8 protein-coding genes are annotated in these 12,364 nt (G+C 71.9%); 3 read left to right on the top strand and 5 right to left on the bottom strand.

Translation table 11 applies throughout. The features are described from left to right. Positions 1-46 precede the first annotated feature (46 nt). Entirely contained in the window at positions 47-757 is a 711-nt protein-coding gene (locus tag ACFYPS_RS12030; protein WP_387324322.1) for an IclR family transcriptional regulator, read from the top strand. A 213-nt stretch (positions 758-970) separates the two neighbouring features. Beyond that, positions 971-2,110 carry a hypothetical protein gene (locus tag ACFYPS_RS12025; RefSeq protein ID WP_354963485.1) on the top strand — a complete coding sequence of 380 codons (1,140 nt, stop codon included), beginning with the start codon at positions 971-973 and terminating at the stop codon, positions 2,108-2,110. Positions 2,111-2,356: 246 nt separating this feature from the next. Here ACFYPS_RS12025 and ACFYPS_RS12020 read toward each other — a convergent pair whose 3' ends face one another. Both ACFYPS_RS12020 and ACFYPS_RS12015 read right to left on the bottom strand, forming a co-directional pair. Then, positions 2,357-4,045: a S8 family serine peptidase gene (locus ACFYPS_RS12020; protein ID WP_387324319.1), complete on the bottom strand. Its 1,689-nt coding sequence runs from the start codon at positions 4,043-4,045 to the stop codon at positions 2,357-2,359. A gap of 280 nt (positions 4,046-4,325) precedes the next feature. Then, positions 4,326-5,291, bottom strand: coding sequence for a DMT family transporter (locus tag ACFYPS_RS12015; RefSeq protein ID WP_354963482.1), 966 nt, complete (start codon positions 5,289-5,291; stop codon positions 4,326-4,328). Positions 5,292-5,377: 86 nt separating this feature from the next. Here ACFYPS_RS12015 and ACFYPS_RS12010 point away from each other — a divergent pair, with 86 nt between their 5' ends. After that, complete coding sequence (locus tag ACFYPS_RS12010; protein WP_354963481.1) at positions 5,378-5,920, top strand: CGNR zinc finger domain-containing protein; 543 nt, start codon at positions 5,378-5,380, stop codon at positions 5,918-5,920. A gap of 51 nt (positions 5,921-5,971) precedes the next feature. Here the strand turns inward: ACFYPS_RS12010 and ACFYPS_RS12005 are convergent, their stop codons facing one another. The 3 genes from ACFYPS_RS12005 to ACFYPS_RS11995 form a co-directional block, all read right to left on the bottom strand. Then, the gene (locus ACFYPS_RS12005) at positions 5,972-7,381 is read right to left on the bottom strand and encodes a class II fumarate hydratase (protein WP_354963480.1); all 1,410 of its coding nucleotides are present in this window, start codon (positions 7,379-7,381) and stop codon (positions 5,972-5,974) included. 35 nt (positions 7,382-7,416) lie between these two features. Beyond that, positions 7,417-10,398, bottom strand: a complete 2,982-nt coding sequence (locus ACFYPS_RS12000) for a BTAD domain-containing putative transcriptional regulator (RefSeq protein WP_387324314.1) — start codon at positions 10,396-10,398, stop codon at positions 7,417-7,419. A gap of 259 nt (positions 10,399-10,657) precedes the next feature. Beyond that, positions 10,658-12,325, bottom strand: coding sequence for a fumarate hydratase (locus ACFYPS_RS11995; protein ID WP_387324311.1), 1,668 nt, complete (start codon positions 12,323-12,325; stop codon positions 10,658-10,660). Positions 12,326-12,364 lie beyond the last annotated feature (39 nt).

Here is a 12,364-nt window from a genome sequence, read left to right as displayed (position 1 = left end):
CCACGCCTGTCCGGGTCCGCCGGTGCCGGGTCGTACGCTGCCAGGCGTGGATGCGACCGCACGCCCCGGTGAGCCGCCGGCCAGCCCCAGCGCCCCCGCCGGCCGAGCCGACGCGGTTGTCGGGCGGGCCGGCGAGACGGCACAGACCCTGGACCGCGGGTTACGGCTGCTGCACCTGGTCGCCGAAGCGCCGGCCGGGCTGACCGTCACCGAGGTGGCGAACCAGCTCGGCATCGGGCGAGCGGCCGTCTACCGGCTGGTCGGCCCGTTGACCGGGCACGGAATGCTGCGCCGCGACGCCGACGGCCGCCTCCGCCTCGGCGCGGGAGTGCTGCACCTGGCCCGGCGCGCCCAGCCGCTGCTGGCCGAGGGAGCGCTGCCCGCCCTGCGCCGGCTCGCCGAGCATGCCGGCGCCACGGCACACCTGACCGTGGTCGAGGGTGGCGAAGGCGTCGCCCTGGCCGTGGTCGAGCCGAGCTGGACGTCGTTCCACGTCGCGTACCGGACCGGGGCGCGGCATCCGCTGGACCTGGGGGCGGCGGGCCGGGCCATCCTGGCCGGGCGTGCCGGGGCGGCGGGACCGGTGAGCAGCAGCGGCGAGTTGCAGTCCGGCGCGTACGGGGTGGCCGCGCCGGTGCTCGGCGTACCCGGACTGGAGGCGAGTGTCGGCGTGGTCGCGCTCGCCCCGCTGGACGTCGAGACGGTCGGCACCCAGGTCCTTGCCGCCGCCACGGCCGTCGCCACCGCCCTCCGCTGACACGCTGCGGCTTGGTCGACTCGGGTTCCCGGACATCGTGGTGTCCGGGTGGCCGCGACAGCCCGACTTCCAGGAACGCGAGTCGATCACCACCTGTGCCATAGCAAGATCGGCCGGTCGATCCGCGGTTGTCCACAGGGACCGGTCGGACGTCCGGTCGGGGTTGTCCACAGGGGTTTCGGCGGCCACTCGGCGGTCGGCACGCTGCCTGGCATGCCGCCACGTCCGCACCGACCCGAGACTCTGACCTGGCAGGTCTTCCGCGGCTCCGACGCGATCCGGGATGGCCTGCTCACCGAGCACCAACTGCGCAGCGCCGCCTGGGTGCGACTGCGCCACGACGTCTACGCCGACGCGCGGCTCGACCGGGACCACACCCTGGCCTGTCGCGCTGCCCTCCTCCGGCTACCACCCGGGGTGGCGGTCGGAGGCCCGTCGGCCGCATACCTGCACGGCGTCGAACACGCCGCCGCCTTCACCGACGACGTTCACGTCCTCGTGCCCAGACCGCTGCGGATCGGCGCACAGCGCGGCCTGCGCGTGCACGCCAATGCCATCACCCCGCCCCTCGACGTCCGCCCGCGAGAGGAGGCCGCGACCCCTGCGCAGACAGGACGTCCGCGGGAATCAGGACGCCTACCGTCGGCCGGGCTTTCACCAGCGGCAGGGCTTTCACCGGCGGGAGCAGGACTGTCACCACGCCCGACACGGCAACCGCCCCGGCAGCGTGCGGCGGCGGCCAGGCCGGGCAGCACGGTGGCGGTCAGACCGGGCGACGAACGGGGGGCGGCCGCCGCGCTGGGACCGGTCTGGGACCCGGGCGGCGCGATCCCCCGTTCCGACCCCGGGCGAGCTGCCTGGGAGACCGCCGTCTGGCTCGATCCGATCCGCGCGGTCGCCATCGTCGACGCGCTGCTCGGGCTAGGGCTGACCAATCGCGACACGCTGGCCGACGTGGCCGCTCGCAACGCGAACCTGCCCGGTGGGCGACGGGCACGGTGGCTCTTCGATCTGGCTGATGGCGGGGCAGAATCTCCGCCGGAGTCGCACCTGCGCGTCCGGCTGGCGCTTGGTGGGCTGCCGCGACCGGTCGTCCAGCATCCGGTACCCCTGCCCAACGGCGTCGTCCTGCATCCCGACCTGGCCTGGCCGGAGTACCGGGTAGCCGTCGAGTACGACGGGCAGTGGCACGCCGACGCTGACCAGCTGCACCGCGATCGCCGCCGGCTGAACCTGCTCGTCGGCGCCGGGTGGCTGGTGCTGCACGTGACCAGCCGACGCCTGCACGCCGAGTTCCCGGCGGTGCTCCGCGAGGTGCGCGGCGCGCTGACCGATCGGGGATGGCGCAGGTGACGCCCCTACCCGGACCAGGGCGAGGGGCGGTACGGGCGTGGCGGCCGCCGCGACCCGAGGCGACAAGGTCCACTCGGGTTCCTGGAAATCGTGCGGTCCGCCCGCCGATGACACCCCGCCTTCAAGGAACTCGAGTCGATCAAGAGGTGCCGCCGCGCACCGCGCCAGCCGGCGCCCTGCACCGCCGGGCCCGGGAACGCGACGGGGCCCGGTCGACCTGCGTCGACCGGGCCCCACCTGATCACGTTACGGTCGGGCGTTCGGCTTGAGCGGGGTCTTCACCGCCGCGTAGGCGTCGACGATCCCGTACCCGTAGAAGCCGTTGAAGTTGACCCCGCCGGCGCAGTAGGCGTCGAAGGTCTCGTCCCGGCCCTCATTGCGGTACTGCTGCAGCCGCGGCTCTGGGCAGGCGTGCTCGGCCGCCGTCCGGTAGAGGTGCTGCTCGACCAGGTCCGGCGACATGCCGAAGCCACCCCGGCGCTCCGGCTTGCCGTACCGGCTGACGATCAGCGCGGCGACGCCGGCGGCGTGCGGGGACGCCATCGAGGTGCCCTGGAGGTAGGTGTAGTAGCCACACTCACCGTTGGCCTTGCACTGCTTGAAGACCGACTGCTCGAAGCCGGCGACGATGTTGCCGGCGGCGTCGACCGAGCCCTCCTCCTGGAGCACGTGCTTCGGGTACGACGAGAGGGTCATGTTGGCGTCCGTGCGGAACGTGTCGGTGCCGAATCCGTCCCGGAACCAACCGCCCGGCGCGGCGACCGAGATCTGCTCGGTGCCGTAGTTGGAGAAGTCCGACTTCTTGCCGGACGGGCCGATCGACGACACGCCGATCACGTGCGGGCCCTCGGTGGGCAGGTCCCAGCAGCTCTCGTTGTCGATCGGGCGCGGGTACGGGTCGGCGCCGTAGTCCGGGCTGGTGACGTCGGTGCGCGGGGCGCCGAGGTCCTCGTTGTTGTTGCCGAGCGCCCCGACCAGGGTGACGCCCTTGTTGTGGGCGAAGACCAGCGCCCGCTTCATCGCCTTGATGATGGCCCGCTGCTCGGCCTGGTCCTCCGGCGAGTCGGCGGGGTTGGCGGTGCAGTTGTAGAGCCACGGGTCGACGTAGAACGACATGTTGACCACGTCGATCCCGGACCGGCCGGCGTAGACCAGGGCGTTGACCACCGGGTCGAGGAAGAAGTAGCCGGAGTCCTGGCCACCCTTCAGTTCGACCAGCGAGACGTTCGGGGCGACGCCGGAGAGGCCGAAGCCGTTCGCCGCGGCGCCGATGGTGCCGGCCACGTGGGTGCCGTGCCCGCCGTCGTCGGTGCCGACCGGGTCGAGGCAGCTCGGCACCTCGCAGGCGCCGTCCACGTCGGTCATGTCCGGCGCGAAGTTGCGCGACAGCGCCCAGTTGAAGTTCGGCGCGATGTCCGGGTTGCTGGCGTCGACGCCGGTGTCCAGCACGCCGACGGTCACCCGACGGTCACCTGGCTCGATCTTGCGCGCCTTGTCGGCCCGGATCATCTCCAGGCCCCAGAGCTTCTCGTCGAGCGGGTCCAGCCTGGCGCCCTTCTTGGCAGCGGCACCGGCGGCGGCCTTGGCGGCCATCAGCTGGTTTTCCTGCTCGACCCGATCCAGCTTCGGCTTACGGCCGATGGCCTTCTGCTCGGTGGCGCCGATCAGCGTCGGGGCGGCGGTCGCCCGTGCGGCGAAGTCCGCCCGGTCGCTGGTGACCTGGAACATGCCGACCTCGTCGGACCGGGACACCACCGTGCCGCCGGCCGCGCGGATCGCCGCGATCGCCGTGTCGGCGGCGACGCCGTCCTCGGCGACGACCGTGAAGGTGCCGGAGCTGGTCGGCGCGGCGCTGGCCGGTACACCCAACCCCGTCGCCGTAAGTGCCAGCACTGTCGCGGTCGCGACGGCACCGGCGGTGAAGCGCTTGCTCACCACATCGGATCCTCTCGTTGAGGGACGTGGCAGCCATCACACAACACCCGACGGATTTACGCCAGCTGAACGCCCGCTATGGCGGTGAATCTCTCCTTCATCCACCCGGGTCGACGCGTGCCCCACCCGGATCGACGCGCAATTCCGGCACATCGGGCGGCGTCAGTGGCCGGTCGGACGGCATGGCGGGCAGGTCAGACGGCACACCGGGCAGGTCGGCCAGCGCTGCCGGCGGGTCAGCCATCGTGGACACACCACCGTCAGCACGGTGCCCACTGTCTTAACGACCGTCGGCCACCAGCACCGGCTCGGGCGAGGCAGGCGGGGGTTCCGCTGCCGGCCCGCGCAGCTCGTCGAGCCGCACCAGGGCCACCCCGGCGACGATCAGCCCACCACCGAACAGCTGCCAGGCGGTGGGCAGTTCGTCCAGGAAGAGCCAGGCGATCAGCACCGCGAAGAGCACCTCGGTCAGCCCGACGAACGACGAGAGCCGGGGGCCGAGGATGCGGGTGCCGGCGATCCCGGCCAGGTACGCGATCACGGCGGCCACCAGGGAGAGCCCGGCGATGGGCAGCAGCCAGCTGGTGCGCTGTCCGGCGAAGGTGACCTCGCCGAAGGTGGCACGCAGCGGCAGCAGACCGGTCAGCCCGATGAGGAGCAGCACGGCGGCGCCGACGGCCATCCCGCCGCTGGCCATGGCGACCGAGGGCAGCCGGGAATCGACCCGACCGGCGAGCACGAAGTAGCCGGCGAGGCCGAACGCGGCGCCCAGCCCCCAGAGCACGCCCACCGGGTGGAAGTTGGCGGTGCCGGTGAGGTCCAGCACGAACGCCAACCCGGCCAGGGCGGCCACCGACCCGGCCACGGTGAGCCGGCGCGGCTGCTGCCCGTGCCGCAGCCACATCCACCCGACGACAAGGATGATGCCCAGGTACTCCAGCAGCAGCGCGACGCCGACCGGCAGGTAGCGCACGGCGTTGAAGAAGCAGACCTGGGCCAGCGCCACGCCGAGCAGGCCGAACATTCCGATCGCGGTGACGTTCCGCCGCAGCACGTCCCACCTGCCCCGCAGCGACAGCAGCGCCGGGATCGCCAGCACCAGGGCGGCCACGCCGACCCGGGCGATCACCGCTGACTCGGCCGACCAGCCGGCCTCGATGAGCGACCGCGCGAAGGTGCCCGAGGTGGCGAAGGTGACCGCGGACAGCAGCGCCAACGCGGCGCCGACGGCGGGTCGTGGCTGCATCCTGCGCTCCTCGGATCGGCGATGGCGTCATGAGCAAACTATCCTTGTGCCCATGACGCTATGCGGCCCCTGTGACAGGAGTCAAGTTGCTGTTCGCTCATGACACCGAGTGTTCTCTGATCGCCGCTGCCGCGCTGGTCAACACCGCGGGCCGAGACGGCGAGCTCCTGCCCGACATCGCCGCGCTGGACGCGTTCTTCACCCGGCACTCCTACAGCGGACGGCACGAGCACACCGACGCCGAGCTACGCGCTGTCCGGCAGTTGCGGCCCCAGCTGCGCCGCATCTGGCACGCCGAACCGGCCGAGATCGTCGCCGTGGTCAACGGCCTGCTGCTGGAGCACCGGGCGCTGCCACAGCTGATCGAACACGATGACGAGCCGTACCACCTGCACGCCGTGCCCCGCGACGCGCCGCTGGCCACCCGGATCGCCGTCGAGGCGGCGATGGCGATCGCCGACCTGGTCCGCGCCGACGAGTTGAGCCGGCTGCGGATCTGCGAGTACCCCGACTGCGAGAACGTGGTCGTGGACCTGTCCCGCAACCGGTCGCGGCGGTTCTGCGAGGCCGGCTGTGGCAACCGCGCCGCGGTGACCGCCTACCGCGCCCGCCGGGCCGCCGGCCGCTGATTCTGCCGGCGCGACCTCCACGATGCGGCACCCACCGCGGCAGGCCGGGAGTCAGGGGTGGGTCATCCGGAGCAGGTCGAGCACCTCGTCGAGCTGGGTCTCGCTGAGCTTGCCGGAATCGACGTGCCCCCGGGAGATCACCACCTCGCGGATCGAGGTCTGCCTGGCCAGCGCCTCCTTGGCGATCGACGCGGCCTCGTCGTACCCGAGGTAGCGGTTGAGCGGGGTGACGATCGACGGCGAGCCCTCGGCGTACGCCAGGCAGACCTCGGCGTCCGCGACCAGGCCGGCCACCAGACGGTCGGCGAACAGCCGGCTCGCCGCGGACAGCAACCGGATCGACTCCAGCAGGTTGCGGCCCATCACCGGGAGCATCACGTTCAGCTCGAAGTCACCCTGCGAGCCGGCGAAGCCGACCGTCGCGTCATTGCCGATCACCTGGGCGCACACCTGCCGCATCGCCTCGGCGACCACCGGGTTGACCTTGCCCGGCATGATCGACGAGCCGGGCTGGAGGTCGGGGATGCGCAACTCGCGCAGGCCGGCGCGCGGGCCGGAGCCCATCCACCGAATGTCATTGGCGATCTTGTAGAGGCCCACCGCGACGGTACGCAACTGGCCGGACGTCTCCACCAGCGCGTCCCGGGCACCCTGCGCCTCGAAGTGGTTGCGGGCCTCGGTCAGCGGCAACCCGGTCGACTCGCGCAACCTGCCGATGACGGCGGCGGCGAAACCTAGCGGCGTGTTGATCCCGGTGCCCACGGCGGTGCCGCCCAGCGGCAGCTCGGCCAGCCGGGGCAGCGCCCCCTCCAGCCGTTCCACGCCGTAGCGGACCTGGGCGGCGTACCCGCCGAACTCCTGCCCGAGGGTGACGGGCGTCGCGTCCATCAGATGGGTACGCCCGGCCTTCACCACCGTCTCGAACTCGGCCGCCTTGCCCTCCAGAGCCTCCGCGAGGTAATTGAGCGACGGCAGCAGGTCCTCCGCGATGAACTGGGTGGCGGCCAGGTGGATTGAGGACGGGAACACGTCGTTGCTGGACTGGGAGGCGTTGACGTCGTCGTTCGGGTGCACGTCCCGGCCCAGCTCGCGGGTGGCCAGGGTGGCGATCACCTCGTTGGCGTTCATGTTCGACGACGTCCCCGACCCGGTCTGGAACACGTCGACCGGAAACTGGTCGTCATAGCCGCCAGCGGCCACGTGCGCGGCGGCGGCGACGACGGCGGCGGCCACGTTCGCGTCGATCACGCCCAGCTCACCGTTGACCTCGGCCGCCGCCCCCTTGATCTGGGCCAGCGCCTTGATCTGGGCCGGTTCGAGGCCCCGGCCGGAGATCGGGAAGTTCTGCACCGCACGCTGCGTCTGCGCCCGCCACAACGCTTCGGCGGGCACCTCCACCTCGCCCATCGAGTCGCGTTCGATCCGGTAACCCGTCGCCTCTGGAGTCGTCACGCGTACCATCCTGCCGCGCCCGTCGCCGACTCGCAGATGAACCCTCAGTCCAACTCGGCCAGCAGCCGCTCCACCCCGTGCTGGTCCGGTGACTCGATCTGTCGGAACAGGGGCAGGGCCCGGATCAGATGCGCGCGGGCCGCGGCCGGGTCGGTGTCCCGTAGGCAGCGGGCGATGCCCTCCAGCGCGCGGGCCAGCTCGTACCGGACACTCAACCGGGTCGCGTCGCCGAGCACCCGTCGGTGCAGGTCGAGCGCGCTGGCGACGTCCCCCTGGTCCAGGATCGCCCGGGCCAACAGGTTGCGCGAGGCGCACTGCCCCACCCGGTCGCCCACCTCCATCATCGCCACCAGCGCGTCCCGGTGCAGGGCAGCGGCGCGTTCCGGCCGCCCGGCGACGCGCTCCATCACACCGATCTCGTTGAGCACCTCACCCTCGCCGAACCGGTTGCCCCACTGGCGCTTGAGGTGCAACGCGATCCGCAGGATCCGACGGGCCGGGCGCAGGTCACCCATCCGGTGCCGGATCATGCCGAGGTGCCCGATCGCGTTCACGGTCTGCCGCATGTCCTTCGTCTGACGGGCCAGGAGAAGATGCTGCCGGGCGGTGCGCAGCGCCTCGTCGTACCGGCCCCAGCCGACCAGCGCGAAGCACAGGTTGTTCTGCAGGTTGGTCAGCTCGTGTGCGTCACCGAGCCCGGTGACCAGGCTCAGTGCCTCGTCGAACTTCGCCTTGCCCTGCCGGAAGTCACCGTTCGCGGCGTACGAGATTCCGAGGTTCCACAGCGTGCTGAGCACGTCACCGCGCAGCCCGAGCCGGCGGCGCAGGTCGAGCGCCACCTCCATCGACCTGATCGCCTCCGGGAAGCGGGCCAGCCGGAAGTACGCCGAGGAGAGGTAGTTGAGCATCACGGCGACGGCCGCATCGTCACCGAGTCGCTCGGCGACCCGGAGCCCGATCGTGTGGGTCTCGATCAGCTCGTCGAGGTGCCCGCCGTCGAAGTTGAGCCGCCAGCAGGCCCGGGCCAGCTGCCAGCACTGGGTGGGGAAGTCCTCCTCCTCCGCCAGCCGGACCAGGGCAGTGAGCGCGGCAAGGTTCTCCTCGAACCACGCCCGCCCTTCGGCAGCCGGGGCGGCCACCAGATCGGGCCGGCTGGGCATGCTGATGGGGATGGTGCGGCGACTGCCCGCCGCCTCGATCGACCAGGCGATCGCCACCGTGACGGACAGGTGGTGGTCCAGCAGCCACTCCAGGGCGGCCCGGCGTTCGTGCCGCCACTCCCGGGAATCCAGCAGCAGCCGGGCGTACTCCCGAAGCAGGTCGTGCAACCGGTACCGGCCCGACTGCACCTCCTCCACCAGGTGCGCGTCGACCAGCTCGTCCAGCAGCTCCTGAGTTTCGGTGAGGGACAGCTCCGCGAGGGCGGCAGCCACCTCGCTGTCCAGGCGTCCGCCCGGGTGGAGGCCGAGCAACCGGAACAGCCGTTGCGCCGGCGGAGAGACCTGCGCGTACGACAGTGCGAACGCCTGCCCCACCGAGCGCTGCCCGGCGGCCAGCTCGGCCAGCGGGCCCGCCCCGGTGACCAGGCGCTCGGCGAGGTCGGCGACGCGCCAGTGCGGTCGGTGCGCCAGTCGGGCGCCGGCCAACCGGATGGCGAGCGGAAGGTGGCCGCAACGACGCGCCACCTCGGCGGCCGCCTCCGGTTCGGCGGCGACACGTTCCGCGCCGGCCACCCGACCCAGCAGCTCGACGGCCTCGTCGGCGTCGAGCACGGGCAGCGACGACGGTCGTCCCTCGTCCACCCCGACCAGCCGGCGGCGGCTGGTGATCAGGACCAGGCAGTGTGAGCCGTTGGGCAGCAGCGGTGCCACCTGGTCGACGCTGGCCGCGTTGTCCAGCACCACCAGGGCGCGCCGGCCGGCCAGCTCGGTCCGCCAGAGCGCCAGCCGGTCGTCCGGGTCCACCGGCATCCGCTCCGCCGCTACGCCAAGCTGGCGAAGCAGGGCGGCCATGGCCGTGGCCGGCGTCAGCGGGCTGCGCTCGCTGTGCCCGTGCAGGTCGACGAAGAGCTGGGCATCCGGGTAGCGGTCGGCGAGCGCGGTGGCGACGTGCACGGCGAGGGTGGTCTTGCCGCTGCCGGCCATCCCGTCGATCAGTTGGATCCGGCTGCCGTCCTCCTCGATCTCCTTGACCAGGCGGGCCATCGTCTCGTGCCGGCCGGTGAAGTCACCGATCGCCCGGGGTAGCGACCGGACCGGGGCGACCAGCCTGGTCTCCCGGCCGGCCAGGGCCAGGTCGCCGGCGAGCACCCGCTGGTGCAGTTCCTGCAACTCGACGCCCGGTTCGATGCCCAGCTCGTCGGCGTAGATCTGCCGGCCCTCCCGGTAGACCGCGAGCGCGTCGGCCTGCCGGCCGACCGAGGAGAGGGCGAGCATCAGTTGGCCGCGCAGGCGTTCCCGCAGCGGGTGCTGGTCGACGCTCTCGGTCAGCTCCTCCAGCAGCTCGGCGGCCTGGCCGAGGCGCAACTCGACGTCGACGCACTCCTCCAGCGCGGTGAGGCGCTGCTCGTCGAGCCCTTGGGCGCGGCGGCGGACGCTGCGGCTGGTGATGCCCCCGAGTGCCGGCCCACGCCAGAGCACCAGGGCCGCGCGGAACCGTTCCCGCGCGTCGACCAACCGACCGGCCGAGACAGCGGCCCGGGCAGTCTCCACAGTGCGGGTGAAGACCTCGGCGTCCAGGTCAGCCGGCGCGGTACGCACGCCGTACCCCGCCGGGTCGGTGACGATGGTCTCCGGTGCCAGCCCGAGCTCGGCGAACCGGCGCCGCAACCGCGACACGCAGGTCTGCAACTGTGCGCGGGCGGTGGCCGGTGGGCGCTCCTCCCAGACTGCGTCGACCAGCTCCTCGACCGGCACCAACCGGCCGGACCGCAGCAGCAGCATGGCGAGCACGATCCGGTCGCGACCGGCGGTGACGGTGGACTCGCCACCGCCGACCCGCAGAGGCCCCAGGATCCCGAACCGCATCTGCTCCCCCGCATCGATGGTGCAACTTCCAGCAGAGTAGCCCCACGGTCACGGATCGCCTCGATCCGGCGATAGTGATCTGAGAGCGGATCGACAGCGACGCGCCGGAGACTCGCTCCGGGTTGTCGGTGACGACATCCGACGGGGGCGGTGCGCCCGTTCCCACCCCAGCGGGGGCGGGCGCACCGATGTCGGTGAAGCACAGACGACAGAAGGGGGCGTCGGGCTGATCGCCCGGTGCCCCCTTCGCGTACGCGGGTCAGCGACGACCGACGGTGAGCACCGGCTTGGTGACCTCGGCGAAGAAGTCGTTGCCCTTGTCGTCGACCACGATGAAGGCGGGGAAGTCCTCCACCTCGATCTTCCAGATCGCCTCCATGCCCAGCTCCGGATACTCCAGGACCTCGACGTGCTTGATGCAGTCCTGGGCAAGGCGTGCGGCGGGGCCTCCGATCGAGCCGAGGTAGAAGCCGCCGTGCTGCTGGCAGGAGCGGGTCACCTGACCAGACCGGTTGCCCTTGGCCAGCATCACCTGCGAGCCGCCGGCGGCCTGGAACTTCTCCACATAGGCGTCCATCCGGCCGGCGGTGGTCGGCCCGAATGAGCCGGAGGCGTACCCCTCGGGGGTCTTGGCCGGGCCGGCGTAGTAGACCGCGTGGTCGCGGAGGTACTGCGGCATCGGCTCGCCAGCGTCCAGCCGCTCGGCGATCTTGGCGTGCGCGATGTCCCGGGCCACCACCAGCGGGCCGGACAGCGACAGCCGGGTCTTCACCGGGTACTTGGACAGCTCGGCGCGGATCTCGTCCATCGGCCGGTTCAGGTCGACCCGGACGACCGTCTCGGCGTCGAGCGAATCGTCGGTGACGTCGGGCAGGAAGCGCGCCGGGTCGGTCTCCAGCCGCTCCAGCCAGACACCCGACGGGGTGATCTTGGCGACCGCCTGCCGGTCCGCCGAGCAGGAGACCGCGATCGCCACCGGGCAGGAGGCACCGTGCCGGGGCAGCCGGACCACCCGCACGTCATGGCAGAAGTACCGGCCACCGAACTGCGCGCCGATGCCGAAGTTGCGGGTCAGCTCCAGCACCTCCGCCTCCAGCTCCAGGTCCCGGAAGCCGTGGGCGCTCATCGAGCCGGCGGTGGGCAGCGCGTCCAGGTACTTGGCGCTGGCGTACTTCGCGGTCTTCAGGGCGTACTCGGCGGAGGTGCCGCCGATGACGATGGCCAGGTGGTACGGCGGGCAGGCCGCGGTGCCGATCAGCCGCAGCTTCTCCTCCAGGAACTGCATCATCCGCGTCGGGTTGAGCAGCGCCTTCGTCTCCTGGTAGAGGTACGACTTGTTGGCCGAGCCGCCGCCCTTGGCCATGAACAGGAACTTGTACGCGTCGGGGTGCCCGTCCGGGTCCTCGGCGTACAGCTCGACCTGGGCCGGCAGGTTGCTGCCGGTGTTCCGCTCGTCCCACATGGTCAGCGGGGCGAGCTGCGAGTAACGCAGGTTCAGCTTGGTGTACGCCTGGTAGACACCCCGGGAGATGGCCTCGGCGTCGGCCCCGTCGGTCAGAACGTGCCGGCCCCGCTTGCCCATCACGATGGCGGTGCCGGTGTCCTGACACATCGGCAGCACCCCGCCGGCGGCGATGTTGGCGTTGCGCAGCAGATCCAGCGCCACGAACCGGTCGTTCGGCGAGGCGGCCGGGTCGTCGATGATCGCCCGGAGCTGAGCCAGGTGCGCGGGGCGCAGGAAGTGCGCGATGTCGTGCATCGCCTCGGCGGTCAGGGCGGTGAGCGCGGCCGGCTCCACGGTGAGGAACCGGCGGCCTCCCGGGCCGTGTACGACGTCCACGCCCTCGTCGGTGACCAGGCGGTAGTCGGTCTGGTCGGGGCCGGTCGGCAGCAAGGGGGCGTACGAGAATGCGGCGGCACTGCTCATGAGCGGCAAGCCTAGGGCAGGCCGGTCGATCATTCCCAC

It is taken from the genome of Micromonospora sp. NPDC005087 (genome assembly GCF_042872965.1).
Taxonomy (GTDB): domain Bacteria; phylum Actinomycetota; class Actinomycetes; order Mycobacteriales; family Micromonosporaceae; genus Micromonospora.
Note: the sequence above shows the minus strand (reverse complement) of the source record. Positions and strands in the feature narration are given on the sequence as shown.

Excerpts from the sequence above, each read along its gene's own strand:
- ACFYPS_RS12025 (WP_354963485.1), top strand. The coding sequence starts at position 971 with ATGCCGCCACGTCCGCACCGACCCGAGACTCTGACCTGGCAGGTCTTC.
- ACFYPS_RS12015 (WP_354963482.1), bottom strand. The coding sequence starts at position 5,291 with ATGCAGCCACGACCCGCCGTCGGCGCCGCGTTGGCGCTGCTGTCCGCG.
- ACFYPS_RS12005 (WP_354963480.1), bottom strand. The coding sequence starts at position 7,381 with ATGGTACGCGTGACGACTCCAGAGGCGACGGGTTACCGGATCGAACGC.
- ACFYPS_RS12000 (WP_387324314.1), bottom strand. The coding sequence starts at position 10,398 with ATGCGGTTCGGGATCCTGGGGCCTCTGCGGGTCGGCGGTGGCGAGTCC.
- ACFYPS_RS11995 (WP_387324311.1), bottom strand. The coding sequence starts at position 12,325 with ATGAGCAGTGCCGCCGCATTCTCGTACGCCCCCTTGCTGCCGACCGGC.